This window comes from Idiomarina sp. 29L, assembly GCF_004123135.1.
Lineage (GTDB): Bacteria > Pseudomonadota > Gammaproteobacteria > Enterobacterales > Alteromonadaceae > Idiomarina.
Map to the genome: position 1 here is coordinate 445,495 of NZ_SDJS01000001.1, position 26,354 is coordinate 471,848.

At 47.3% G+C, this 26,354-nt stretch carries 26 protein-coding genes; 21 read left to right on the plus strand and 5 right to left on the minus strand.

Features of this window, described 5'->3' with window-relative positions:
• The first annotated feature begins 13 nt into the window (after positions 1-13).
• The 13 genes from pspB to EST55_RS02260 all read left to right on the plus strand — a co-directional run bounded on the left by pspB (position 14) and on the right by EST55_RS02260 (position 13,863).
• A complete protein-coding gene (gene pspB, locus EST55_RS02200) occupies positions 14-256 on the plus strand; it encodes an envelope stress response membrane protein PspB (RefSeq protein WP_088768317.1) in 243 nt (80 codons plus the stop codon).
• Positions 253-636 carry an envelope stress response membrane protein PspC gene (gene pspC / locus EST55_RS02205; RefSeq protein ID WP_088768316.1) on the plus strand — a complete coding sequence of 128 codons (384 nt, stop codon included), beginning with the start codon at positions 253-255 and terminating at the stop codon, positions 634-636. The genes pspB and pspC overlap by 4 nt, the downstream gene beginning before the upstream one ends.
• Positions 633-2,006 carry a YcjX family protein gene (locus tag EST55_RS02210; RefSeq protein ID WP_129496352.1) on the plus strand — a complete coding sequence of 458 codons (1,374 nt, stop codon included), beginning with the start codon at positions 633-635 and terminating at the stop codon, positions 2,004-2,006. The genes pspC and EST55_RS02210 overlap by 4 nt, the downstream gene beginning before the upstream one ends.
• A complete protein-coding gene (locus EST55_RS02215) occupies positions 2,003-2,998 on the plus strand; it encodes a TIGR01620 family protein (RefSeq protein WP_129496353.1) in 996 nt (331 codons plus the stop codon). The genes EST55_RS02210 and EST55_RS02215 overlap by 4 nt, the downstream gene beginning before the upstream one ends.
• Before the next feature lie 108 nt (positions 2,999-3,106).
• Positions 3,107-4,339 (plus strand): methionine gamma-lyase, encoded by a 1,233-nt coding sequence (gene megL / locus EST55_RS02220; RefSeq protein ID WP_129496354.1) that lies wholly within the window; start codon positions 3,107-3,109, stop codon positions 4,337-4,339.
• Between the two features lie 60 nt (positions 4,340-4,399).
• Positions 4,400-5,194, plus strand: a complete 795-nt coding sequence (gene phhA / locus EST55_RS02225; RefSeq protein ID WP_053953543.1) for a phenylalanine 4-monooxygenase — start codon at positions 4,400-4,402, stop codon at positions 5,192-5,194.
• Positions 5,195-5,232: 38 nt separating this feature from the next.
• The gene (locus EST55_RS02230) at positions 5,233-5,574 is read left to right on the plus strand and encodes a 4a-hydroxytetrahydrobiopterin dehydratase (protein ID WP_129496355.1); all 342 of its coding nucleotides are present in this window, start codon (positions 5,233-5,235) and stop codon (positions 5,572-5,574) included.
• Between the two features lie 121 nt (positions 5,575-5,695).
• Entirely contained in the window at positions 5,696-7,273 is a 1,578-nt protein-coding gene (gene tyrR, locus EST55_RS02235) for a transcriptional regulator TyrR (protein ID WP_129496356.1), read from the plus strand.
• Positions 7,274-7,492: 219 nt separating this feature from the next.
• The gene (hppD, locus tag EST55_RS02240; RefSeq protein ID WP_100692216.1) at positions 7,493-8,566 is read left to right on the plus strand and encodes a 4-hydroxyphenylpyruvate dioxygenase; all 1,074 of its coding nucleotides are present in this window, start codon (positions 7,493-7,495) and stop codon (positions 8,564-8,566) included.
• Complete coding sequence (locus EST55_RS02245; protein WP_129496357.1) at positions 8,559-9,689, plus strand: homogentisate 1,2-dioxygenase; 1,131 nt, start codon at positions 8,559-8,561, stop codon at positions 9,687-9,689. Before hppD ends, EST55_RS02245 begins: the two co-directional genes overlap by 8 nt.
• Positions 9,690-9,695: 6 nt before the next feature.
• Positions 9,696-10,721 (plus strand): fumarylacetoacetate hydrolase family protein, encoded by a 1,026-nt coding sequence (locus EST55_RS02250; RefSeq protein WP_129496358.1) that lies wholly within the window; start codon positions 9,696-9,698, stop codon positions 10,719-10,721.
• Entirely contained in the window at positions 10,721-11,359 is a 639-nt protein-coding gene (gene maiA / locus EST55_RS02255; RefSeq protein WP_088769377.1) for a maleylacetoacetate isomerase, read from the plus strand. Before EST55_RS02250 ends, maiA begins: the two co-directional genes overlap by 1 nt.
• Before the next feature lie 11 nt (positions 11,360-11,370).
• Entirely contained in the window at positions 11,371-13,863 is a 2,493-nt protein-coding gene (locus EST55_RS02260) for a prolyl oligopeptidase family serine peptidase (RefSeq protein ID WP_129496359.1), read from the plus strand.
• Between the two features lie 10 nt (positions 13,864-13,873).
• Here EST55_RS02260 and rrtA read toward each other — a convergent pair whose 3' ends face one another.
• Positions 13,874-14,443 (minus strand): rhombosortase, encoded by a 570-nt coding sequence (gene rrtA, locus EST55_RS02265; protein ID WP_100692212.1) that lies wholly within the window; start codon positions 14,441-14,443, stop codon positions 13,874-13,876.
• Between the two features lie 77 nt (positions 14,444-14,520).
• On the opposite strand from rrtA, the gene ggt reads away from it, so the two are divergent.
• Positions 14,521-16,260 carry a gamma-glutamyltransferase gene (gene ggt, locus EST55_RS02270; protein ID WP_129496360.1) on the plus strand — a complete coding sequence of 580 codons (1,740 nt, stop codon included), beginning with the start codon at positions 14,521-14,523 and terminating at the stop codon, positions 16,258-16,260.
• 1 nt (position 16,261) lies between these two features.
• A complete protein-coding gene (locus EST55_RS02275) occupies positions 16,262-16,705 on the plus strand; it encodes a hypothetical protein (protein ID WP_129496361.1) in 444 nt (147 codons plus the stop codon).
• A 1-nt stretch (position 16,706) separates the two neighbouring features.
• Here the strand turns inward: EST55_RS02275 and EST55_RS02280 are convergent, their stop codons facing one another.
• Both EST55_RS02280 and hspQ read right to left on the minus strand, forming a co-directional pair.
• Positions 16,707-17,075 carry a histidine triad nucleotide-binding protein gene (locus EST55_RS02280; RefSeq protein WP_129496362.1) on the minus strand — a complete coding sequence of 123 codons (369 nt, stop codon included), beginning with the start codon at positions 17,073-17,075 and terminating at the stop codon, positions 16,707-16,709.
• A 61-nt stretch (positions 17,076-17,136) separates the two neighbouring features.
• Positions 17,137-17,448: a heat shock protein HspQ gene (gene hspQ, locus EST55_RS02285; protein WP_088768302.1), complete on the minus strand. Its 312-nt coding sequence runs from the start codon at positions 17,446-17,448 to the stop codon at positions 17,137-17,139.
• A 97-nt stretch (positions 17,449-17,545) separates the two neighbouring features.
• On the opposite strand from hspQ, the gene EST55_RS02290 reads away from it, so the two are divergent.
• The gene (locus tag EST55_RS02290) at positions 17,546-17,848 is read left to right on the plus strand and encodes a PilZ domain-containing protein (RefSeq protein ID WP_129496363.1); all 303 of its coding nucleotides are present in this window, start codon (positions 17,546-17,548) and stop codon (positions 17,846-17,848) included.
• 10 nt (positions 17,849-17,858) lie between these two features.
• Here EST55_RS02290 and metG read toward each other — a convergent pair whose 3' ends face one another.
• A complete protein-coding gene (gene metG / locus EST55_RS02295) occupies positions 17,859-19,895 on the minus strand; it encodes a methionine--tRNA ligase (protein ID WP_129496364.1) in 2,037 nt (678 codons plus the stop codon).
• Between the two features lie 108 nt (positions 19,896-20,003).
• On the opposite strand from metG, the gene apbC reads away from it, so the two are divergent.
• Positions 20,004-20,987, plus strand: a complete 984-nt coding sequence (apbC, locus tag EST55_RS02300) for an iron-sulfur cluster carrier protein ApbC (RefSeq protein ID WP_129496365.1) — start codon at positions 20,004-20,006, stop codon at positions 20,985-20,987.
• A 46-nt stretch (positions 20,988-21,033) separates the two neighbouring features.
• Positions 21,034-21,621, plus strand: a complete 588-nt coding sequence (dcd, locus tag EST55_RS02305) for a dCTP deaminase (protein ID WP_088768298.1) — start codon at positions 21,034-21,036, stop codon at positions 21,619-21,621.
• On the opposite strand, the gene yvcK is transcribed toward dcd, so the two are convergent.
• On the minus strand, positions 21,618-22,514 hold the full coding sequence (yvcK, locus tag EST55_RS02310) for a uridine diphosphate-N-acetylglucosamine-binding protein YvcK (RefSeq protein WP_129496366.1): 897 nt from the start codon (positions 22,512-22,514) through the stop codon (positions 21,618-21,620). The two genes, dcd and yvcK, sit on opposite strands and share 4 nt — an antisense overlap.
• A gap of 118 nt (positions 22,515-22,632) precedes the next feature.
• Between yvcK and EST55_RS02315 the strand changes: the two genes are divergently transcribed.
• The 3 genes from EST55_RS02315 to EST55_RS02325 all read left to right on the plus strand — a co-directional run bounded on the left by EST55_RS02315 (position 22,633) and on the right by EST55_RS02325 (position 26,347).
• Positions 22,633-24,069: a protein adenylyltransferase SelO family protein gene (locus EST55_RS02315; protein ID WP_129496367.1), complete on the plus strand. Its 1,437-nt coding sequence runs from the start codon at positions 22,633-22,635 to the stop codon at positions 24,067-24,069.
• A 75-nt stretch (positions 24,070-24,144) separates the two neighbouring features.
• On the plus strand, positions 24,145-24,651 hold the full coding sequence (locus tag EST55_RS02320; RefSeq protein ID WP_205702575.1) for a DUF192 domain-containing protein: 507 nt from the start codon (positions 24,145-24,147) through the stop codon (positions 24,649-24,651).
• 22 nt (positions 24,652-24,673) lie between these two features.
• Positions 24,674-26,347, plus strand: a complete 1,674-nt coding sequence (locus EST55_RS02325; protein WP_129496368.1) for a M28 family metallopeptidase — start codon at positions 24,674-24,676, stop codon at positions 26,345-26,347.
• Positions 26,348-26,354: the final 7 nt, after the last annotated feature.

The window sequence follows — 26,354 nt, forward strand, 5'->3', positions numbered from 1 at the left end:
TAGGCAAATCAAGATGGATATTGAAGCTATTTTCGGGATGTTAGTTGCGCCGCTGATTCTGTTTGTACTGATTGTTGCGCCAATTTGGATAATCTTGCATTACCGCAGCAAACGCCAAATGAACCAGGGGCTGAATGAGGAAGAGCGCGAGTCACTTGCGCTCTTAGCCGACCAGGCGAAACGTATTCGTGAGCGCGTGCAGACGCTTGAACGCATTCTGGATGCTGACTCACCAGGCTGGAGGGACAGACAATGAGTATTTCCAAGTCACGCAGGGAGCTGACTCGTGATGCAGAAAAAGGCAAAATAGCTGGTGTTTGCGCTGGCTTAGGGGACTACCTCAATATTGAGCCTTGGTTAGTACGAGTCGTATTCTTTACTGGGTTAATCTTTGCATCAGGCTTTTTCTTTGTGTTGTATTTAGCAGGGTGGTTGATTCTCGACAAAAAAAAGCCCGATATGAACTCGCACCGAGTCGACGTTAAAACCAGAGTTTGGCAAGGCGGTGAGCCACCAAGAGACGCCATACATGACATAAAGCGTGAGTTCGATGAGTTGGAGGCACAGTTGCAATCGATGGAAAAGTACGTAACCTCCAATCACTATAACCTTCAGCGAGAATTTAATCGTCTGTGAGCCGTATCAAGCAGTTTAAAAGCCAGACCCGCGATCTTATCCATCGCGGGTTTGATCGTCATATTAAGTTGGCCGTAACAGGCTTAAGTGGTGCCGGTAAAACCGCATTAATAACCGGTGTCTTAGAGCAGTTGCTGTATGCCAATGAGTCGCAAAACCTGCCTTATTTCAATGTACGCCAACATCAAAGGCTTATCGGTTGCCGGCTGCACACCAGCCCTAATTGGGATACTCCGCGCTTTGACTATGAAAAGGCAGTGGAGTGCCTGACCAGCGCACAAGGAAAGTGGCCGGCGTCGACCCGTGATGTCAGTGAAATTCGATTGGAGCTGAAGTACCACCCAGAACGGGGAATTGCCGGTAGAGTGCTGGATGAGCGTCGCCTGACGGTCGATATTATTGATTATCCGGGCGAGTGGCTGCTTGATTTACCTTTGTTGTCGCTCACGTACAGGCAATGGTCCGAAAAGCAACGCACACTGATTGACTCAAAGCCTCGACAAGAGATGGCTGAAGTGTGGTTAAAAAAGCTCCATGAGCTGAGTGAAGTCGCCACAGAGGACAACGCCGAAAATCAGTTGAAAATAGTTGCCAGTGCCTACCGAGCGTACTTATCTGAGTGTAAAACACGAGGGCTGAAGCTTTTGCAGCCGGGGCGTTTAGTGTTACCCGGAGAGCTTGAGGGTACGCCGTCTCTGGACTTTTTCCCATGGCCATTAAAGCAACCCATACCCAACGCATGGCAAGGTTTGTTAGAGCAGAAGTTTGAGTATTATAAAGAACACGTTATCAAACCTTTTTATCAAAATTACTTCAGGCATTTTAACCGACAGTTAATACTGGTCGATGTGCTGGGGGCACTTGAGGGGGGCGAGTCTCATTTTGATGAATTGAAACTGGCGTTGACTGAAATCATGCAAAGCTTTAACTACGGTCAGAACAGTCTGTTAAAACGCTTGTTTTCGCCGCAGATTGATAAAGTCGCCTTTGTGGCGACGAAGGCAGACAGTATTATTCCGAGTGATCATACTAAGTTAACTGGGTTGCTCAACGCACTGACATTAGAGGGAAGACAACAACTCCAGTTTGAACGTATTCCTTTTGAATTATTCAGCGTTGCAGGCGTGTCCACGAGCCAGTGGAAACAGCTTAAAAACGGTACGAATGTCCTTGAGGGAGTTGATGAGTCGGGCGCGTTAGTTCGTGTCGGCGCTCCGCATGTTCCGGGCCGCTTACCTACGAAAGATGATTGGCAGCAAGGCTATGTCTATCCACATTTTCTTCCAAACTTTACGTTGGCCGATTCGCCGTTGCCGCATATTCGTTTAGATAAACTGCTGAATGCTGTCATTGGAGATAAATTACGATGAGCAAACATCGCGAGCTCACTTATTATTCCGTAGAAGAGGACGCAGAGCCTCAAGCAAATACCGAACCCGTTGATGAAATGGGCGAGGTGCTATCAACGGTGCAAGTGCAGACTGAGTTCGAGAGAAAACCTCGCCGGTGGGGACGTTGGTTACTGCTGGGTGTTGTCTTGGCATCGGTTGCCGGAATCATCGAACTCGTGTTGGCAATTATTGAATCATGGCAGCAAAGTTGGGTATTGGGGACGCTATGGAGTGCTGGCTTTACGTTAATACTCGGCTTGCTTGTTGGTTTTTTTGTCAAAGAATTCTGGCAGCTTCGCCAGTTAAAACGTCGCTGGCATGCTCAGAGTCAGGGTACAGAAAGTATTGAACAGCAATTGAAGCTGCTGGATCATCCTGATTTAGAAGAACGCTGGATGCAAATCTACCAACCCTACTGGTCTGACAGTGAAAAGCGTGAGCGATTTGAATGCGACATTTTAAGTCGGGTTGACCAACAAGCTAGCCGACTTATCAGCCGCTGGTCCGCAGAAGCGGCTGCCATGATAGCGGTCAGTCCGTTTGCGGTCTTAGATATGCTGATTATTTTATGGCGTAACCAGCGTATGATCCATCGTATTGCCGCATTATACGGTGTGAAACTCGGGTACTTAGCGCGTATCCGGTTATGGCGGCAAGTTCTGGCGAATATCGCCTATTCAGGAATAAGTGAGGCTGCTGTCGATTTAGGCACACAATGGGTGAGCGCTGAACTGATAACGAAACTTTCCGTACGTGCCGGGCAGGGGCTGGGGGCGGGTCTTTTAACAGCAAGACTGGGTTATCAAGTAATGTCGCTGTGCCGGCCGCTGCCATTTCAACACACCAAAAAGCCAGGGTATGGGCAGCTTCAAAAAGACTTGCTGAGCCAATTAAAAGGCGTTCTTCCGTCGCTGTATAAAGCCCATTTTTCTAAGGGTGTAAAGACGCCGGAAAGTAAAGTGGAAAACTAGCGTTACACTTTATAAAAGGTTTGAGATAGCGCAAAGATTGCCAATATTGGGTTGCTCGTTGCACTCTGTTGCTCGTTAACATTTTACTGACAAACGAGTGCAATTTGTATGTCTGCCAAGAGCAACCACAATCATTCTAATAATAAGTGGCAACCTGCAACTCAGGTGATTCATGCTGGTGCGAACCATGACGACCCTCATGGTGCGCTGAGCAGTCCATTATACCAAACATCAACCTTTGCTTTTTCTTCTTCAGAGCAGGGCTCACGCCGTTTCGCCGGAGAGGAAGAAGGCTATATTTACAGTCGCTTAGGCAATCCGACCACCAACGAACTTGAACAACGCATGGCTGAGTTAGAGGGCTATGAAGCCGCTGCGGCTGCCGCCACTGGCATGGGAGCGATAGCGGCAACCACGATAGCGTTTGTGAAAGCTGGCGATCATATTATTGTGTCTGATGCGATTTATGGTTGCAGTTTTGCGTTGTTTAGCGAGCTGTTCGAGCGTTTTGGTGTGCATGCTGACTTTATTGATTTAACCGACACCGAGTTATTAGCATCGACCATCAAAGACAATACGCGTCTGGTGTTTTTAGAAACGCCGGCGAACCCGCATTTAAAAACAGTGGATATTGATGCTGTACATGCGGTTATAAAAGACAAAGACATTCGACTGATTGTCGACAATACCTTTATGACCCCGCTATTGCAGCAGCCGAAACAGCACGGCGCGGATATTGTAGTTCATAGTGCGACGAAGTTTCTTAATGGTCATGGTGATGTCGTTGCAGGCATTGTATGCGGAAGTGCCGAAGATATAGCGACAATTAAAGGTACGACATTAAAAGATATGGGCGCTACCATGAGTCCACATGACGCTTGGCTTATTTTGCGTGGCTTAAAGACGCTCGACGTACGCATGCAGCGACACTGCGAAAACGCCAATAAGGTGTATGAATTTTTAACTCAGCGCAGCGATGTAAAGACCATCTACTTCCCAGGAGCGCCTGATCATAGTGCTCAGAAGTTGATGGGTCATCAAATGAAAGCGAACGGAGCGGTTATTGCGTTTGAACTGGATGGCGATGAAGCTATGGCGCGCTATTTTCTAGATCAGCTGCGAATGATAAAACTCGCCGTGAGTTTAGGGGATGCTGAAACGCTGATTCAACACCCAGCGTCGATGACACATTCGCCTTATACGCCGGAAGCACGGGCGAAAGCAGGCATCTCCGATACCTTAATTCGTATCGCTGTCGGCTTAGAAGCCGCAGACGATATTATCGCTGACATTGAGCAAGCGTTGGATGCGTGTAAAGCGCAGTGGCAACAGTCAGCGTAATTCTGAACTAATAATAACAATAACTATCAAAATTTAATGAGGAAGCAACAAGGTTGAATTATGGGTAAAGAAAGTCAATACGTATCGAAGCAACCGGACGAAAACGGTATTATTCACTGGACTGACGAAGAAAACGCGATATGGAAAGATCTCGTTGAACGTCAGCTAGAATGCATTCCGGGTAAAGCTTGTGACGAGTATATGAAGGGACTTGAATTACTCAACTTACCAAAAGATCGCTTACCGCAGTTGCACGAACTGAATGAAGTTCTGGAGCGGGAAACGGGGTGGCAGGTTGCCGCGGTACCTGCGCTTATTCCGTTCGATGAGTTTTTCCGTCTACTGGCGAATAAACAATTCCCGGTCGCGACCTTTATCCGAACTCGCGAAGAGTTTGATTACTTGCAAGAGCCGGATATCTTTCACGAGATATTTGGTCACTGCCCGCTGTTAACGAATCCAGCATTCGCCCATTTTACACATCAGTACGGTAAACTCGGTTATGCAGCAACGCCGAAAGAGCGTGTCTATTTGGCTCGCCTTTACTGGTTTACGGTTGAATTTGGCTTATTACAAACCAAAGAAGGCACGCGTATTTATGGTGGTGGTATCTTGTCATCTCCGGCGGAGACTGAATATGCCGTGAACAGCGATAAGCCGGAGCGGAAACCGTTAAAAGCGCTTGATGCGTTAAGAACACCGTACCGGATTGATATTATTCAGCCCATTTACTATACCATAGAGAGTGTTGATGAGCTGTTTGAAATTTCTGACATGGATATTATGTCATTGGTTCATGAAGCGATGGAACTTGGCTTATTTGAACCGAAGTTCCCGCCAAAAGACGCAGCTTAGTTTTGCCAAAAATGAAGAACAACGAGGAGTAAAGTTAAATGGCACAATTAGATAAAGAACGTTGTGAAGCTTGTCATGCTGACGCACCTAAAGTGAGTGACGACGAGTTGAAAGAGTTAATGCGTGAAATTCCTGACTGGACGCCGGTCACGAATGACGGTGTGATGATGTTGCAGCGCGAATACAAGTTTAAAAACTTTAAGCAGGCTTTGGCGTTCACTAACCGTGTTGGTGAAATTGCGGAAGAAGAAAAGCACCACCCGGAAATCACTACTGAGTGGGGCAAAGTCACCGTAACTTGGTGGACTCACGCGATTAATGGTCTGCACAAAAACGACTTTATTATGGCGGCAAAAACCGACAAAGTAGTAGACGCGTAAGTAAACACGTTTAATCAATCGATGTTAAAACCCCGAGAGAACGCGCTCGGGGTTTTTTGTTTTTAAATGCGCGCCTTTGGTGTATCATTTGCTTTACATTTAGACGGTAAAGCAAGGTGTTATGCGGCTAGAAATTACCTGTGATGACAGGCTTGGTATTTGTCAGGATGTCCTGCAGATTCTGCGTGATCACGAAATAGACCTACGTGGCATTGAAGTTGACCCTAAAGGAAAAATCTTTCTTAACTTTCCTGAGCTGGACTTCGATGATTTTCGTCATTTAATGCCGCAAATCCGTCGTATTCCTAATGTTATCGACGTAAAAACCATTCCATACATGCCGTTTGAACGAGAGCATTACGAGTTTAATCTGCTGCTTTCTACGTTACCGGATCCGGTCCTGTCCATAGACACCAAAGGCGTTATCGATATTATTAACGACGCGGGTTTGAAGCTGCTATCTGACAGTCATGACGTGCTTAAAGGTGAACCTCTGTCACAGTTTGTGCAGGGAATTGCACTACAACGCTGGCTCGATAAACAACCCAAAATGCCAATCTATGAAGCCGTAACCATAGGCAGTGATCAATATTACGCGCAATTGCTACCGATTTGGGTTAATGACGAGGAGGGGACGGAAGTCTTTGCGGGCGCCGTGATGACCTGCAAGTCGGAGCCGGTTACCGAAAACTGGCAGCAAGCCAGTAATAAAGCGGCCTTCGAGCGTCTGCTTACTGAAACACCTGCGATGAAACGAGTCATTAGCGATGCCCAACGTATGGCGGAGCTGGATGCGCCCTTGTTATTGGAGGGGGAAACAGGGGTGGGTAAAGAGTTGCTCGCAAAAGCTTGCCACTTGGCCAGCCCGCGCCATGAGCAACCCTTTCTAGCTATTAATTGTGCTGCACTGCCCGATAATGTTGCGGAGAGTGAACTGTTTGGTCATGCGGAAGGCAGTATTAGTGCCCAAAGCGCTAAGAAAACCGGAGTGCTTGAGCAAGCCGCCGGCGGAACCGTGTTGCTCGATTCTGTGGGTGAAATGTCGATTGGCCTTCAGGCAAAATTACTGCGCTTTCTGGAGGACGGTGTATTTCGCCGCATTGGTGAAGAGCAGGAAGTCAGTGTCGATGTGCGAGTCATTTGTACGGCTCAGGGTAACCTTTTCGAGCTGGTGGAGAACGGTGATTTCCGCGAAGACCTGTACTATCGCTTAAATGTTTTAGCGCTAACGGTGCCGCCATTACGTGAGCGTAAAGCGGATATTGTTTTACTCGCTGAACATTTTGTCGCACAAGCGTGTAAAAAACTCGGGCGAAGCCAGGTTCAAATTAGTCGAACTGCCAAAGATCGCCTGAAAAATTATCATTGGCCGGGCAATGTTCGTCAGTTAGAAAATACCATGTTCCGCTCTGTTTCCATGCTGGAAGGGCAAACGCTGGAGCCTGCAGATATTCGTTTGCCGGAACTGGAAAGAAACGACGAGCGCCTGGCGGTAGATATTGAGGACATTAGCCTGGAAGAAGCGTTACGCCAGTTTGAAAGCCATATCATGAAGCGACTGTACCCGAATTACCCAAGTACCCGGCAGTTAGCGAAGCGCTTAGGACTCTCTCATACTGCCGTTGCCAATAAATTGCGAGATTACGGTATTGGCAAACAGCGTAAAGGTCGCCCTAGAAAACCTAAAACAGAAACTTAATTCGTAAACTTAGAGTGCCAAAAAAGCTGGCTTGTACAGTTAAGTTTACGATAACAACAGGGTAAACCTTGATGCAGAGCAAGGATTTATCCTGTAACAATTACTTTACAATAAAACACTTTTGTCCAACTGACACTATTTCTTCTCTGAGTTCGCATTGTTAACGCCTTTAGGGCTACAGTCTTAGGGTTAATAAACGAATAACAAGAGGAAGTAATAATGTCAGAACAAGTCACTAATCCCCTAAATACAGACGGCTTTGAGTTCGTTGAGTACACAGCTCCGGATCAAAAAGGCATTGACGCATTAAAAGATTTATTCGACAAGCTTGGTTTTACTGAAGTAGCAAAGCATAAGTCAAAACAAGCTTGGCTATTCAAGCAAAACGACATTAACTTTGTGGTAAATGCGGAGCCAGGCGGTCAGGCTGAAGACTTTGCAAAAGATCACGGTCCAAGCGTTTGTGGCATGGCGTGGCGTGTTAAAGATGCTAACCACGCATTAAAACACTCTTTAGAGAATGGAGCTAAAGCCTTCCCTGAAGACAAAGGTGTTGTTGAAAACATTCCAGCGGTTTTTGGTATTGGTGAAAGTGCGCTTTACTTCATTGATAACTATGAAAACAATGAAATTTATAAGCAACATTTTGACTTCTACGACAACTGGGAAAGCAAAATGAAAGAGCATGCGGCAGGTCTTTATGAGATTGATCATCTGACGCATAACGTCTTCCGCGGCAACATGGATACTTGGGCTGGTTTTTATGAGCGCATTGGTAACTTCCGCGAAATTCGTTATTTCGACATTGAAGGCAAGCTGACTGGCCTGCTGAGCCGAGCAATGACTGCACCTTGCGGCAAAATCCGTATTCCTATTAACGAGTCGCATGACGACAAGTCACAAATTGAGGAATACCTGCGCGAGTACAAAGGCGAAGGCATTCAGCACATTGCACTGACGTCGGACAACATCTACAAAACCGTCGAAGACTTACGCTCAATCGGTATGGAGTTCATGGACACACCAGATACGTACTACGAGAAGATCAACGAGCGTGTTGAAGGCCATGAGGAAGACGTCGATGCTCTGCGTAAGCAGCGTATTCTTATTGACGGTGCGCCAATGAAAGACGGTATTTTACTGCAAATCTTCACGCAAACTGTGATCGGTCCGGTATTCTTTGAAATTATTCAGCGTAAAGGTAACGAAGGCTTTGGTGAAGGTAACTTTAAAGCGCTGTTCGAGAGTATTGAAGAAGACCAAATCCGTCGAGGAGTATTAGACGATGCGTAAATGGATCAGCTTCCCGAAGCAGGAAGGGACGTCGTCACGACAAGCCCATGCTGACTTTCCGGAGCAGGCCATTTATGAGCGTGAAGCAGGTCGCAGCGGCTTTTTTGGCCCTGCGACACACTTCCATCATCAACATGCGCCGACCGGCTGGTCGGAATGGGAAGGTCCGCTGAAACCTCGTGCCTTCGACTTTAATCAGCTTACTGAACAAGCGCCGGAAAACCCGTGGTTAACCCCGGACTTGTTGTCAAACAGCAGTTGTAAGTTCCGTATTTGGCACTGTACTGAAAATATGCAGTACCTGGTGCGTAATGCAGATGGCGACGACTTATTGTTTGTACATGAGGGCAGTGGGCATTTGTATTGCGACTATGGCCATATTCATCTGGTTAAAGGTGACTACTTCTTAGTGCCACGCTCAACTAACTGGCGCTTAGAGCCCGACGAGAAAATGGAGTTGCTGATGATTGAAACCACTAATGGTTCGTATCAGCTGCCAGAGAAGGGCATTGTCGGTAACCACGCGGTATTTGACCCAGCGGTTCTGGATACGCCTGCCATTAATGACGAGTTTAAAGCACAGTACAGCGAGGATAGCTGGAAAGTGTATGTTAAGCGTCATCAGCAGGTGAGTGTCATTACTTATCCGTATAATCCATTAGATGCCATTGGTTGGCACGGTGACTTAGCACCGGTGCGCTTAAACTGGCGTGATATTCGACCGCTGATGAGCCACCGTTATCATCTGCCGCCGTCGGCGCACACAACCTTTGTAGCGGAGCGGTTTGTGGTCTGTACTTTTGTGCCGCGTCCAATTGAGTCGGATCCGGGCGCGCTGAAAGTGCCGTTCTACCACAATAACGACGACTATGATGAAGTGTTGTTCTACCACGAAGGCGACTTCTTTAGTCGCGATAATATCGACCGTGGTATGGTAACCTTCCATCCCGCAGGGTTTACTCATGGTCCGCATCCGAAAGCCTTTAAGGCCGGTCGGGAGCATAAAAAGAAATTCACTGATGAAGTCGCAGTCATGCTGGATACGCGCGATGCTCTGGAAATGAGTGAAGCGGCGATGAAGGTCGAAAATCCAGATTATGTCTACAGCTGGCAGGAGAAATAATAATTTATGAAATTAGCCACATACAGAAACGGAACGCGTGACGGCCAGTTAATGGTAGTCAGCAAAGATTTAACACGTGCTGTTGCCGTACCGGCTATTGCCTCGTGTATGCAGGAAGCCATTGATAATTGGGATGACGTTGAGTCAAAGCTGAACGAAGTCTACATGCAGCTGAATAAGGGCAATGTTGATGGTGAAGTGACCTTTGAACAGGTTATGTGCGAATCACCATTCCCTCGTGCTTACCAGTGGGCTGACGGTAGTGCCTATGTTAACCACGTTGAGTTGGTTCGCCGTGCGCGTGGCGCCGAAATGCCGCCAAGCTTCTGGGAAGACCCACTGATGTATCAAGGCGGCTCAGACGATTTCTTAGGTCCGCACGACGAAATTCAAATGGGCAGCACCGATTGGGGCATTGACTTTGAAGGCGAGATAGCTGTCGTGACTGACGACGTGCCCATGGGTGTTGATGCAAAATCAGCAGCCAGTCATATTAAATTATTGATGTTGGTAAATGACGTATCACTACGTGGTCTGATTCCGGGCGAGCTTGGTAAAGGTTTTGGCTTCTTCCAAAGTAAGCCTTCTTCAGCATTTTCTCCGGTTGCGGTAACCCCCGACGAGTTAGGAAGTGCATGGAAAGACAGTAAGGTGCATTTGCCCCTGTTATCGCATTACAACGGCAAGCCGTTCGGCAAGCCAAACGCAGGTGAAGACATGACCTTCGATTTTGGTCAGCTGGTTGCGCATGCCGCTAAAACTCGTAACTTGGGTGCCGGTGCTATTATTGGGTCGGGAACGGTGTCGAATAAACAAGGTACAGACCACGGTACGTCAATAGAAGAAGGCGGTGTTGGTTATAGCTGTATCGCCGAAGTTCGAATGATAGAAACTATCCGTGATGGCAAGCCAACGACTGAGTTTATGAAGTTTGGCGACACTATTCATATGGAAATGAAAGATGCCAATGGCGAATCTATCTTCGGTGCGATTGATCAGAAAGTGGTTGAATACAAAGGACCTTCAGAATGATGAAGCTCTATGGATACTGGCGCTCTAGCGCCAGTTTTCGTGTCAGGCTGGCGCTTTATTTAAAAGAACTTGAATTTGAGTACCATCCGGTTCACTTGGTCAAAGACGGCGGCGAGCAACATACTCCAGAATACCGCAAGTTGAACCCAGCGGGCTTAGTGCCAACCTTTGTCGATGACAAAGTCACGCTGAATCAATCGTTAGCCATTATTGAGTACTTGGATGAACGCTATGAGCAACATCCGCTATTGCCAAGTGCTACCGTTGATAAGGCTCGCGCCAGGGCTTTAGCCTATGACTTGGCGTGTGAGTTACAGCCGGTCACAAACTTGCGGGTGCTGAAATACCTTACTGGTGAACTGAATTGCAGTGACGAACAGCGCAATGATTGGATTCACCATTGGGTTCATCAGAGTTTCACCGCATTTGAGCAGCGCCTGACCGAAACAGCGGGTGATTATTGCTATGGAGATTCGGTAACATTAGCAGATATCTGCTTGTTGCCTCAAGTGTACAATGCCGAGCGTTTTAAGGTACCGTTAGATAACTACCCAACGCTGGTGGCAGTGCATGACCGCTTACAAGAATTAAATGCGGTACAACAAGCACGCCCAGAGAATCAGCCAGACGCACAATAAGGAATAACTAAATGGTCAAATCACGTCTAGTGATGGCAATAGGGGCGGCATTAATGGCCGCCTCTTGCGCATCTACAACCCCTGCAAATGAAACCGCAAACACAAGCAATGCAACGGCGCCACAGGTACAAACGTTAAGTGCTGACCCGCTAGCTTCCGCACAAGGCACTGCAGAACTTACCATGGAACAGATTATGGCTGACCCTGACTGGATGGGTCGCTTCCCGGAAAATGCTTTTTGGAGCATGGACGGTGAGCATATTCTGTTTTATCAGAAGCGCGAAGGCAGTGACATTCGTGACCTGATGATTATCAACAATGCTGAAGGCGAAGCTTCTAAAGTGGCACTGTCGGACTATCATCTTTACGTGGCGGATGAAAAAGAACAGTCAGTTGCAGGTAATTGGCTGGCCTATACCTATGAAGGCAATGTTTTTGCTCGCTTTGGCGACGGTAGCGTTAAGCAATTGACCCGCGACGAAGCCCGCCAGCATAACTTACAAGCCATGACGGATGGCTCTTTAAGCTATCAGCAAGGCAATGACTTTTATGTGGTCGATGTGAATTCCGGTCTGACGCGTCAGGTTGCCTCGATTAAATTTGAAGATGCGCCAAAAGCGAATGAAGAGCCAAAGGACTACTTAGCAAAAGAAGAGCAGCAGCTCATTCAGTATGTGCAGAAAGAGCGTAAAGCGGCTGAAGAGCGTTTTGAACGCCAACAGCAGCTGCAGTCTCAAAACGCAAGCTTAGCACCTAAGCCTTTCTATCTGGATAAGTCGAAGCAGTTAGTTCAGGCACGCTTATCACCTCGCGGCGATAAAGTTGTTGCAGCGATTAGCGAACCCAACAAATGGCGTGAAGACGGCGATATCATGCCAAACTATATTAACGAAGACGGTCGTATATCCAGCGAACAGGTACGTCGCCGTGTTGCTGATGCGCAGCCGGATGAAGATCAGTTAGTGATTCTGGATTTGGAAAACCACACTGACACAGCACTGACTTACAATACATTGCCTGGCTGGAATGAAGACGTTTTAGCTGACGTTAAGCGTGAGAACCACGAAGCGCGTGGCGAAGACTATGAATCGGAAGAAAAACCACGTCCGATTCATTTGATGGCCGACTGGGGCTGGGAAAATGGCGCGATTCAGTGGAATGACAACGGCACTGAGTTGGCGGTTATGCTGGAAGCCTGGGACAACAAAGATCGCTGGATTGCGACCGTTGATTTCGCTGGCAAAAAATTAGTGCCTCAGGATCGTCTGCACGATGATGCCTGGATTAACTATACCCATAACGAGTTTGGTTGGTTAAACGACAACAGCCTGTGGTTCATGTCTGAAGCCGATGGTTATTCGCATTTGTATGTGAAGCCGCTGAATGGCGACACTCAGCAGCTCACTGAAGGCAACTATGTTGTTGAAACTGCAGAGTTAAGCAGCGATGCCGAGTACCTGTATTTTCAGGCGAACATTGAGCACCCCGGTATTTACGAAGTTTACCGAGTAAAAACCGATGGTAGCGGTGAGCCGGAAGCTATGACCGATTTAGATGGTATGACCGCGTTTGAGTTGAGCCCGCAAGCAGACGAACTGATTCTGACGCACTCAACGCCATTGATGCCGCCGGAGCTTTATCATAAAGAGGCTAACGTCAGCGACGAACCTGAGCGCATGACCCAGACGGTGTCTGAGAAGTTCTTAAGCATTGACTGGACAGCGCCGGACGTTGTCGGAGTAGAGTCTAGCCATGTTGATGAACCTATTTATACGCGTATATACACGCCGGAAGGTTTTGATGCCGAGCGTGCAGAGGAGTACCCAGCAGTCGTGTTTATCCACGGTGCGGGCTACTTGCAAAATGCGCACATGGGCTGGTCTGGTTACTTCCGTGAGTTTATGTTCCATAGCCTGCTGAACAAGCACGGCTACGTGGTCGCAGATCTTGATTACCGTGGCTCGAAAGGTTACGGACGCGACTGGCGTACGGCTATTTATCGCCAAATGGGCACGCCAGAAGTGGAAGACTTGGTCGATGTAGCCAGCTACCTGGAAACCAACCTGAATGTCGATGGCGATCGCCTTGGTACTTATGGCGGTTCTTACGGTGGTTTCCTGACTTTTATGGCGTTGTTTAAAGAGCCGGGGCTGTTTGAAGCGGGCTCTGCATTGCGACCGGTAACGGACTGGGCTCACTACAATGTTGGCTACACGTCGAACATTCTGAACCTACCGCAGGACGATACCATTGCGTACCGCCAAAGTTCACCGATTTACTTCGCAGAAGGACTTGAAGATGCGTTGCTCATCAACTCGCCAATGATTGATGACAACGTGTTTTTCCAGGACAGCGTGCGCTTGGTACAACGTTTAATCGAACTTAAGAAAGAAGACTGGGAAACGGCTATCTACCCGGTTGAACCACACGGTTTCCGTCAGCCAGAAAGCTGGCTGAACGAATACCGTCGTATTTTCAAACTGTTCGAGGAAAACCTAAAGTAAGCGAAAACGCTTAATCTTTATGGGGAACGGCGTCGCTAATACGGCGCCGTTCTAGTTTATAAAGTAATAAAGCGGTTAATAGCCCTGCTGCATGAATGACGCTGACGTGCTGGCCCACGAAATGGTCGGGCTGCCAACCTAAAAGCTCAACAACCACTTTGCCGATGAGAGCAATAACAATGAGCCACATCCATTTTTTTCCGGCTTTTATATCTTTAATTAAGCAATAGCCCAGTAGTCCGTGCAGTACGCCGGACAGACCCACAAAAATAATGGTAAAGGGCAGCAGCCACAAAATGAGCGACGTGGCAGCCGAACTCAATAGTAGTGCATTGACGAGCCAGCGCGTATTCCAGTACTCCCGCCAAATAACCACAATCAATGCTAGCCCGGCAAAATTAAATAAGGCATGGGTCCAGTTTAGGTGAATAAAATGCGTCGTAATTAGCGGCCAGCCTTGTGACATAACGGTTTCACTGTGGAATGTTAGCTGTTGATGCCAATCGGGCATAAGCTGTAAAAAGCAAGAAATGGCCAAAATGAGAACCAGACCAACCCAGTATCGATTTAAATAGTGCATCCAACGTCCTTTTCATTGCGTGGGCAAACTCAGCTTCGTATGATAGGGGAATTAAATGTGAATATGAATGAGGTTATATGAAATATCGCATTACTGCTTTAGCGGCGGCGTTACTAGCTGTTAGCGCCTGCCAACCCCAACAGCAGGAGGTTCGTGAGCCCGAGGCGGCGACTGGCTTTCAACAAAAACAATCAGTAAAAACTGACGAGTTTATGGTTGCAGCAGCCAACCCGCATGCGGTTGAGGCTGGCTATAACGTCTTAAAGGCAGGAGGCTCAGCGGTGGATGCGGCTATTGCAGTTCAGGCAATGCTGGGTCTTGTTGAACCGCAGTCGTCCGGTATTGGTGGCGGTGCCTTTATTTTATATTGGGACAATGAGGCTAAAAAGCTGTATTCCATTGATGCTCGGGAAACTGCACCAATGGCGGCGACGGAAGCATTGTTTTTGGATGAAAACGGCAAACCAGCTAAGTGGATAGACGCTGTTGTTGGTGGACGTTCTGTTGGCACCCCTGGCATTTTAAGAGGACTCGAGCTAGCCCATTCTAAGTGGGGTGAGAAAGAGTGGGGCAGCTTGTTTGACGACACGATTAAGCTGGCGGAACAAGGTTTTGAGGTATCTCCGCGTCTTGCTAAATTGGTCGAGCTGGAGATTAACCCTGGTGTTAAGAAAATGCCGAGAGCCAGTGATTATTTCTTTCCAAACGGTGAACCGCTAAAAGTCGGACAGCTTTTAAAAAATGAAGAATACGCGACAAGCCTAAGCTTAATTGCTTCAGAGGGTGTCGATGTCTTTTACCAAGGCGAAATAGCAAAAGACATTGTCGAGGCAGTACAAAACAGCCCAATTGAACCGGGCGTGTTAGCCTTAGATGACTTGGCAAATTACGAAGCGAAACTGCGTGAGCCGGTCTGCAGCGAATACCGTGCTTATCAGGTTTGCGGTATGGGGCCACCAAGTTCGGGCGGTATTACTACGCAACAAACCTTAGGTATTTTGGAAAACTTTGAAATTGGCAATTTAGAGCCGAATAGCGAAGAGTTTGTTCATCTGTTTACTCAGGCGTCTAAGTTAGCGTTTGCGGATCGAAACCAATGGATAGCTGATACTGACTTTGTGGAAGTCCCTGTTGAGGCTATGTTGAATAAAAATTACTTAGCTCAGCGGGCAAAGCTGATTACTGATAAGGATTTAGGCAAAGCACAACCGGGTACCGAATTGCTGCCTAAATACCAGCAGGACATTGCTTACGAATTGCCAAATACTAGCCATGTTTCTATTGTCGATGATGAAGGTAATGTGGTGTCGATGACCACCAGTATTGAGATGGGCTTTGGCTCAACGGTTATGGTGAGAGGTTTTTTGCTGAATAACCAACTGACTGACTTTTCATTAGCACCCGGTGATGGTGAGCAAAAGTATGCCAACCGAGTGGAGCCGGGTAAACGGCCTCGTAGCTCTATGGCGCCGGCTATCGTGCTCAATGAAGAAGGTAAACAGGTGGTGCACGCAATAGGCTCACCCGGCGGTAGTCGCATTATTAATTATGTGACACAAAGCTTAGTGGCGTTACTTGACTGGGACATGGACATTCAGAACGCTGTCAACCTGGGGCATGTGACCAACCGAAATGACTATACGTCGCTCGAGAAAGGACGCGAAATCAGCAACTTAAAAGATGCGCTTGAAGCTCGAGGGCATAATGTCAAAGTACTTGATTTAAATAGTGGTTTGCATGGTATAACCCTAACTGACAGTGGTAAATTAATTGGAGCAGCTGACCCGCGCAGGGAAGGTATCGCAAAGGGAGAATAAAATGAGAAAACTGTTAAGCGGTCTATTAGTGGTTTGCGCTTTAATGGGCCTTGCGGGCTGTAGTGACGAAGAAGCGGTGGATTTAAGTACAGCAACGCCAACAGAAGTCATTCAGGGATTTTATCAGGCGATTTATGAAGAGCGAGACTTAGAGAAAGCCAAGCGTTTTGCATCGCCACGCATGGTTGATCTGATTAACCACTATGCGGCTGTCAGCTCGGTACAGCGCTATGTGCTGGGTCGTTATTACGACAAAGTAGAGTTGGAAGTAGTCAGTGATTCACTCGGTGATTACCTGAACCATTCAGATGAACTTCGCGCGACAGTGCTGTTTGAAGGGGAATACAAAGGTGAGTACAACAAAGACAGCCGCGATGTTGTACTCATTGAAAACGGAGATAGCTGGTTAGTCGATAGAATTCTTGACCCCAGATACCGTCCTTGACCTAGCCCTGCTTTGGGGTGTCTGTGTACGGTGGCCATCCAAGCGGTTTGCCTGCTAACAAATGCAGGTGAATGTGATAAACGGACTGGCCGCCATTCTCATTACAATTCATGACTAATCGGTACCCGTCTTCGGCAAAGCCGTATTGAGCAGCAAGTTTCGACGCAACCACGTATAAATGTCCCACTAAATGCGCATTGTCTTCGTCAATGTCGTTAACGGTTGCGATGGGCTCTTTCGGAATAATCAAAAAATGCACCGGTGCCTGTGGGTTAATGTCCTTAAAGGCAAGCGCGCTCTCGTCTTCGTAGACGATATCCGCCGGGATTTCGCGATTTATAATTTTCGAAAAAAGGGTTTCTTCTGCCATGCCCAGTTCCTTGTGTCTTAGTGTCACTTAATGGTAACCACAGCGATGAAAAGGAGCAACTTTAGTTAAGGTTTTCGGCGAGTTTGTACTGTCCGTGTGACTTGCCACAAAATACCAGATCTATCATGGGGTGTTGAATTTCCTGCTCTGATAAATCGACATCCAAGCTGCTTTCACTAACATACGTTTGTATGGATGAGTTATTCACCAGGATATGATACCAAGGCTGTTGCTTGGAAGGTTTGGTGGTTGCCATTTTCTCATACCAACTGTCAGACAGGGTAAACTCCGGGTCGGCGTCAATAATAACTCCGCGATATCCGTAAATTGAATGGGTTACCAGTTGTCCTATTGAAAATTTGGCCTCAACCATGATGACGGTTCCTTGTTATCCAACAATGTTTTTTTATCGGCCAAAGCGTGCTAAAACTGAAGTGACATTTACACTTTAATAACAGTTAAGGAAACTCATGCTTGAGTCGAATGACAATCGAAACTTTATGAGAATGTCGATAAACGCCGATGCGAAAGTCAGCTTTGATAAATCTGGCGAGGTACAGTCTCTTGATGCGGTATGTTTAGATTTAAGTGCGGAAGGACTGTCTTTGAAAGTACCGATTGAACTGGAGAAAGGCCAGCAACTATCAGTGGCTATAGTTTCTGGTGGTGGGGTGCCTTCGTTAAAAGCAACCGCTGAAGTCGTTCACAGCCAAAGACTGGAAGACAACAGCGGTGATTACTTGCTAGGTTGTCGAATTATCTCAATGGATTAATCGTCAGTTATTACATTACTCTCATGCCAGGTTTCGCGCCTTTGTGAGGGTTAAGAATGTAGATCTCATCTTTCCCTGGGCCCGCTGCCAACACCATGCCTTCAGACATACCAAAGCGCATTTTTCTCGGCGCTAAATTAGCCACCATAACAGTGTGTTGACCAATTAATTCTTCCGGTTTGTAAGCGGATTTAATACCCGCGAATACCTGACGCTTTTCGCCACCTAAATCCAGCGTTAATTTCAACAGTTTATCGGCGCCTTCAACATGTTCAGCGTTAGCAATAAGTGCTACACGTAAGTCAACTTTCGCAAAGTCGTCAAAAGAAATTTCATCGGCGAGCGGTTCTTTCTTTAGTTCGTCATTTACTACTGCAGTCTGCTCAGCCGTCTGTGGTTGCTGCTGCTTTGAGTCTTCAATCATGGCGTCAATGTCTTTCATATCAATACGCTGCATAAGCGCTTTAAACTTGTTAATTGGGTGATCAGTTAATACGGTTTTATGACTTTCCCAAGTGAAGGTGTCATTCAGGAAGTGCTGAACGTCTGCTGACAATTTTGGCAGTACCGGAGTTAGGTAAACCATCAAAACGCGGAATAAGTTAATGCCTAACGAGCAAATTTCATGAACTTCCTGCTCGGCACCTTCTTTCTTAATAAGCTGCCAGGGTTCTTTGTCAGCAATGTACTGGTTAGCGCGATCGGCAAGAGCCATTATGTCGCGCATCGCTCTTGAAAACTCACGCTTTTCATAAAGCTCAGCAATATCTGCGCCTGCTGTTTGAAAGTCTTCCATTAGCGCTGAATCAGCTACATTGGAAGACAATTTACCGTCAAACTTCTTCTGAATAAAACCAGCGCAGCGGCTGGCGATATTAATGACTTTACCCACTAAGTCAGAGTTCACGCGTTGCGCGAAGTCCGTCAGGTTCAGGTCTAAATCATCAATACGGCTTGTTAATTTAGCGGCAAAATAATAGCGCAGATACTCAGGATCTAAGTGATCAAGGTAAGTTCGTGCCTTTATAAAAGTACCTTTCGACTTCGACATTTTAGTGCCGTTAACGGTAATAAACCCGTGCGCCCAGACGTTAGTTGGCTGGCGGAAGTCCGCACCTTTAAGCATGGCAGGCCAGAACAAGCTATGGAAATAGATAATGTCTTTGCCAATAAAGTGATACAGCTCTGCCTCGCTGTTGGCTTGCCAGTAAGTGTCCCAGTCAGCCTTGCCGGTAGTATCACAGTAGTTTTTAAAGCTACTCATGTAGCCAATTGGCGCATCTAGCCAAACATAAAAATACTTGTTTTCGGTACCTGGGATTTTAAAGCCAAAGTAGGGTGCGTCGCGGGAAATATCCCAGCGTTGCAATCCTTGCTCAAACCATTCGTTAAGTTTGTTGGCCATTTCATTTTGTAACGAGCCTGAGCGTGTCCAGCTTTTCAGCATGTCCCCGAACGCGGGTAAGTCAAAAAAGTAATGCTCTGAGTTTCGCAGCTCTGGCTCTGCGCCAGAGACAACAGACTTGGGGTTTTTTAAGTCCGTTGGAGCATAAGTTGCGCCACAAACGTCACAGTTGTCGCCGTACTGGTCTTCTGCGCCGCAGTCAGGGCATTCCCCTTTAACAAAGCGGTCGGGCAGAAACATTTCTTTTTGCGGGTCATACAGCTGTTCGATAACTTTGGTTTTTATGTGTCCTGCTTTGTCGAGACGGTTATAAATCGTTTCGGCCAGCTCTTTGTTTTCGTCACTGTGGGTGCTGTAGTAGTGGTCAAAGCCCACCAAAAAATCACTGAAGTCCGCTTCGTGTGAGCGCTGCATATCGCCTATCATTTGTTCCGGCGTAATACCCATTTGCTGAGCTTTCAGCATAATAGGAGTGCCGTGTGCGTCATCGGCGCACATGAAATGACATTCATGGCCTCTTAGTTTCTGGAAACGTACCCAGATATCGGCTTGAATGTAGCCTAACATGTGACCTATATGAATAGGTCCGTTAGCGTATGGTAATGCATTGGTCACTAGAATTTTTCGTGCGGATTGGCTCATGCGAAATTATGCTTCCGTATTCGTTAATTAATTTAAGTCAAACCCAAAGTTACTGAGACTCATGTTACCATAGGCTATGCTCGATACACAGCTACAACAGGACGTCCAATGGCAAATTTTTTCGACAAAATATTCCCGAACGGGATACCGAATGAGTGGGTAACTGGCTCTGGTAATACTCGAGTACTGAATGTGCCTTTTGCTGCTGGTGAGCCGCTGTTAAGGTCGTTAAAAGAGCAAGACGAGCTTGCTGGGTTTGACTGGGAAATAAACAGCCAAGTTGAAAAGCTTAAAAATTCGCAGCCCGATTTGCCGTTAACTACCGGTAATGTCATTGTGGTGTCGTCGGGCAAAGGCGGTGTTGGTAAGTCGTCTGTTAGCGTGAATTTGGCATTAGCACTCAGTCAGCTGGGAGCCAAAGTGGGTTTGTTAGATGCCGATATTTACGGACCGTCTATACCAACCATGCTGGGTAAAGCTCATAAAGAACCTGAGCTAACCGCAAATAACAAGATGGTTCCTTTGGAGCGCCATGGTATTTACGTGCATTCACTGGGTTATTTGGTGGACGAAAAGGACGCTACAATTTGGCGTGGACCAATGGCCAGTGGCGCCTTGCAGCAGCTCTACAAAGACACCGCATGGCCAAATCTCGATTATCTGATTGTCGATATGCCTCCGGGTACCGGCGATATTCAGCTGACTATGGCTCAAAAACTGCCGGTAACCGGTGCGGTTGTGGTGACAACGCCTCAGTCGGTGGCATTGCGAGACGCTGAAAAAGGCATTGCCATGTTTAATAAACTGAACATTCCGATGATAGGCGTGTTGGAAAACATGAGTTATTATCAGTGCCCGAGTTGTGGGCATGAAGACCCGGTGTTTGGCGAGGGTGGTGGTGTTGCTATTGCCGAAGAAAATAAGCTGCCGGTATTGGGGCAATGGCCACTGTCGACAGAATTGCGCGATAGCCTTGATGGCAATGAACCGTTGCTGTTAAAACAGCCGGAACATAAGTTAAGTCAAATAATTATGGCGTCAGCACAACATGTTGCTGCCAGCCTCTATTATCAGCGGAAAAATTCGCTATAGTACGCGCTAGACAAAAGATAAAGACAACAGTCACAGGTGAATAAGAATGCGCTTAACCGATACCGAAATCGAACAACATTTGGCGGAAGGAAAAATAGGGGTAACACCGGCACCTAAGGTGACGGATATTTCAGGTGTTACCCTGGATATCCATCTCGGTAATGAATTTCGGGTTTTGCAGGATCACGCCGCGCCATTTATTGACATAAGCGGATCCCGGGAAGCGATTGAGGCGGCTATCCATGAGGTCATGAGTGATGAAATTAAACTCAAAGATGGTCAGGCGTTTTTCATCCATCCGGGCGAGTTTGCGTTAGCGGTCACGCATGAGTCTATTCAGCTTCCTGCTGACATGGTCGGTTGGCTTGATGGCCGTTCGTCATTGGCGCGCTTAGGATTAATGGTACACGTTACGGCTCACCGCATCGATCCGGGTTGGTCTGGGCAGATTGTTCTTGAATTTTACAACAGTGGGAAACTGCCGTTGGCGTTGCGCCCTGGAATGAAAATTGGTGCCATCAGCTTTGAGCCGTTAGGGCAGGAATGTGCGCGTCCATACAACAAAAGGGATGACGCCAAATACAAAGATCAGCACGGCGCAGTTGCCTCACGTATTTCTGCCGACGGCGGTTAAGCGCTTTCTACCAGCAGTTGGTGTGCCGCCTGTTCTAAGGTATTCAGCAAGCTGTTGGTATTATGGCGATAATGAACGTCGGTGTCGCTTGTCAGGCCGCCAATAACCGGCACCGGTAACCCCTTTTCTTGCTTGTTACTCAAAATTAGGTCAACTACCTGCTGGCCTAATTCAAATTTCATAAATTCCAGTTTTTCTGCTAGTGATAACTCGCCCGCAGGGCCATGCTCGTCGACCAAATTATCAATAAATACGATCTTGGCTCGAGTGTTTTTCAGCGCCTCACAAATTTCCGGCACTAATAGCGGTGGCATGACGGAGGTCATAAAACTGCCCGGTCCTATAAGAATGAGCTGACTGTTTTTAATATGGCGAACAGCCTCAGGGGTGGCTTTAACCTGACCGGAAAGCTCCAGCTTGTGCGGCATGCTGGGCAGTTTGTCGATATGAATTTCACCGTGGCACTGAATGCCATCGCTGGTTGTTGCGATAAGATCGGTCGGACATTCCGACATGGGAAGAATACGGTTGTCGACATTGAGTAAGCGACTTAGGAGCTGAATGCCATCAAGTGGACGGGCGCTGAGTTGGTCCAGCGTATAAAGCAGCAAATTTCCGAAGTTGTGGCCTTTTAATGCTGAATCTGAGTCAAAGCGGTAATTCAAAACTTCAGCCGCTAACGGTTGCTCTACCAATTGAGACAGGCAGTTTCGGATGTCACCCCAGGCTATGCAGTGCTGGGAGGCTCTAAGAAGGCCGGTTGCACCTCCGTTATCGGTTGTAGCAACAATACCAACCAGCTTATGCTTCATAAAAGACAACGTTGAAAGTACACGACCCAGACCGTGCCCGCCGCCAATCGCGGTGATACATCTTAAAGATTGAAGTTGCATGTGGCTCCTTTTACTGCCAAGGCCGTGCTGTTATTGTCTTTTAGCGCACCTTAGCTGATTTTTTGTTAGTTATGCAAGCCTCGTCTACTGTGTAACAATAGATACATCAGGAGGATGTATGCCACTACGTTTCGATAATCAATTCGCTGATAAGTTCCCCGAACTGGGCCACGCTCAGTCAATACAACCTGACGGCAAAGGCCGCTTACGTTGGGTAAATGACGCCTTGTGGAAGGCGTTGAGCGGTGGTGACAGTGCGCCGGGAGCGTTAGTGGATTGGGTTTCAGGTAACAAAGACTGGCCGGGCACTAAACCCATCGCGCAGAAATACGCAGGACATCAGTTTGGTCACTTTAACCCTTATTTAGGTGATGGACGAGGACTCCTTGTCGGGCAGGTACAGGCGCCGGATGCCCTCTATGATTTACATGTTAAAGGTGCCGGGCCAACGCCTTATAGCCGCGGTGGCGATGGCCGCGCGGTTTTGCGCTCATCCATTCGCGAACTGCTTGCCAGTGAAGCCTTTTATGCGCTTGGTATTCCAACGACTCGCGCGTTGGCGTTAGTCTCCACTGAAGGTCAAATTCAACGAGAGACCGTCGAGCCCGGTGCTATGCTGGTTCGGGTTGCCCGAACGCACATTCGCTTTGGTCATTTTGAACATTGCCTTTACCGAAACTTAGAAGACAGTGCCAAGCGCTTGTGGCAATACAGTATTGAGTCTATATGGCCTGGCGCAGCAAACAAATCCGTATCTGAACAATTCCGCCATGTGGTCGAAGCTACCGCTGAGATGATAGCAAAATGGCAGGCTTACGGTTTTGTGCATGGGGTGATGAATACGGACAACATGAGCCTGGCCGGAGAAACGTTTGATTATGGCCCCTATGCCTTTTTTGATGAATATAAACCTAACCATATTTTTAATCATACTGATCACGCTGGACGGTATGGTTTTATGCAACAACCCGGTGTGGGGTTATGGAACTTGAAACGACTAGCTCATGCGTTAGGAGGGTTTACTGACGACCAGTCTGTTAATGATGTACTGGAAGGTTATGAACCCGTGCTAAGAGAAACCTTTTTAAACGTTATGAAACAACGGCTCGGACTCACTGATGTTTCTAATAATGACACCTGTTGGTCGTTAATTAGCGGCTGGCTAATGCTTTTGGAAACTTATCAGCTCGACTATAACCTGAGCTACCGGGCATTGAGCGCTATATTGGAAGGTAATTGGCAATCACTGAGCGGCAATTTAGGAGAAATCGCCCAGCGAATAAATGAAAACGGGCAGAGCTGGCTGAATGATTACACAGAAGCCATTGCGAATAAGCCCGATACGGAAACAATGAAGCGAGTAAATCCACTGGTGATTTTACGTACTCATCATGCTCAATACGTTATTGAGCAGGCTGAACAAGGAAGTGATGAGGCTCTTAACGAGTATATTAGCGCACTGATGACTCCATTTGAGGAAAAACATAAAAACACTCGCTGGGTTGTCCCTCCGGAGTCGGGGCAACCTCCTGCTGAGCTGTCGTGTTCAAGTTAATGAACATTGCGGTTAGCGCTGTGATAGGACAAAATCAATAAATAACGTCTAGCTCATTTAAAAAGGGAATACATCATGGGACGTATCAGCACGGGTTTAATGGCTATACTGGCCTTGGTGTCGGTATCGGCATGGTCTCAGCAGTGGTCAGTACCAGCACCTCAGCAGTTTGACAGAGCCGTGGCTTGCCTGGAAGGCGTTCAATCACCTCTGTTGGTTGAACTGGCCGATACTCAGGCTCAGCAGGCTCGTGGGCTAATGCAACGAGAATATTTAGGAAAATATGAGGGGATGCTTTTTCGATACGATCATAAAAGACCAGGCTACGGCGGTTTTTGGATGTACCAAACCTTAATTCCTCTCGACATTGCGTATTTAGACAAACAAGGAAAAATCGTCAAAACTTTTACGATGAGACCTTGTGGTAGCAACGATCCAAATCAATGCAGAAGTTACTCGCCGGGTAAACCGTATTGGAGTGTATTAGAAGTGAATGCTGGTTTTTTCGAGGAGCACAATGTGCGCTTGGGCGACCGTATTTACTTAGCTGATGAAAACGGTTCATGTAAGAACAAGAAATAATAAACAGATAAAAGGAGATACAATGAAATACGCACTAGCAGGTCTGATTGGCCTTACCGTATTAACCGGCTGTGGGCCGGCGAATGAAGAAGCTAAGCCGACTGAAAAGGCGACTGCTGATATTAAAGATTCCGCATTTAACCCTAATTATAAAAATTATCTAAAAACCTTGGCGTCAGATGAGTTCGAAGGTCGTGCGCCGGCATCAGAAGGCGGTGAGAAAGCGGTAAGCTTTATTGAAAACCATTTCCGCGAGTGGGGTTTAAAGCCATACGACGAAGAGAATAACTCGTATCGCCAGCCACTGCCGCTGGTTAAATTAATGCCTTATAAAGTCAGCTCGCTGAGTTTCTCGGGTGAGGCAGCTCCGGAGCCTATGCAATATCGCACAGAGATGATGGCGTGGACGCCTCGTGTTGTTGAAGAAGTGAGCTTAGATAACAGCGATGTTGTTTTTGTGGGGTACGGTATTGTCGCACCGGAATATGACTGGAATGACTACGAGGGGCTGGATGTAGAAGGCAAAACCGTGGTGATGTTTGTCAATGATCCGGGCTATGCAACAGGCGACCCGGAACTTTTTAACGGCAACGCGATGACTTACTACGGCCGCTGGACATACAAGTATGAAGAAGCGGCGCGCCAGGGGGCAAAAGCTGCTTTTGTTATTCACGAAACAGGTCCTGCTGGTTACGGTTGGGGCGTTGTAGCGGGTGGTTCACCCGTAAAATTTGACTTAAAGCGCGACAATAAAAACATGGATCGCGCCGCTGTTGAAGGCTGGATTACTGAAGAAAGCGCCAATGCCTTGTTTGCATCGGTTGGCAAAAATGTTGAGCAAATGAAAGAGCAGGCGATTAGCAGTAAGTTTAAGCCTCAGTCGCTGGGTATCCAGGCGTCCATGACCATCAATAACAAGTATGAATACTTAAATACCAACAACGTTATTGGTTACATTGAAGGCACTAAGTACCCCGAAGAGCACGTTATTTATATGGCTCATCATGATCATTTAGGTATGGATCCGGTGCGCGAAGATGACCCTATTTATAATGGTGCGCAAGACAACGCATCAGGTACGGCTGCATTGATGGCTATGGCAGAAGAGTTCTCGAAAGAACCCCGTCCTGAGCGCTCAATTGTTTTTGCCGCAGTGGGTGCCGAAGAGAGTGGTCTGTTAGGCTCGGCCTGGTATGCCAACAACCCGTTGCTACCATTGGGCAAAGCTGTCGGCGGTATTAACATGGATGTGATGAATGTTTACGGTCCAATGAAAGACATGGTGGTTGTGGGTTACGGTAACTCAAATATGGATGACTACTTGAAACCTTACGTAGAGGCCCAAGATAGATATATATCACCAGAGCCGACACCGGAAAAAGGCTTTTTCTATCGCTCTGATCATTTCAATCTCGCGAAGAAAGGTGTGCCAATGCTGTATGCAAAAGGCGGGAATGATCACTTCACGAAAGGACGTGAATGGGGCGAAGAGCAGCGTGCTATTTTTAATCGCGATGCTTACCATAAGCCTGCCGACGAGTTTGATGAAAACTGGGATTTACGCGGCGTACAGCAGGATATGTCGTTATTTTATTCGGTTGGTAAAGAGTTAGCTAATTCACGTGAGTGGCCGAAGTGGGCACCGGGTAATGAATTTGAAGCTGCTCGTAAAGCGACTGAAGATATGCGCAAGTAAAACCGTA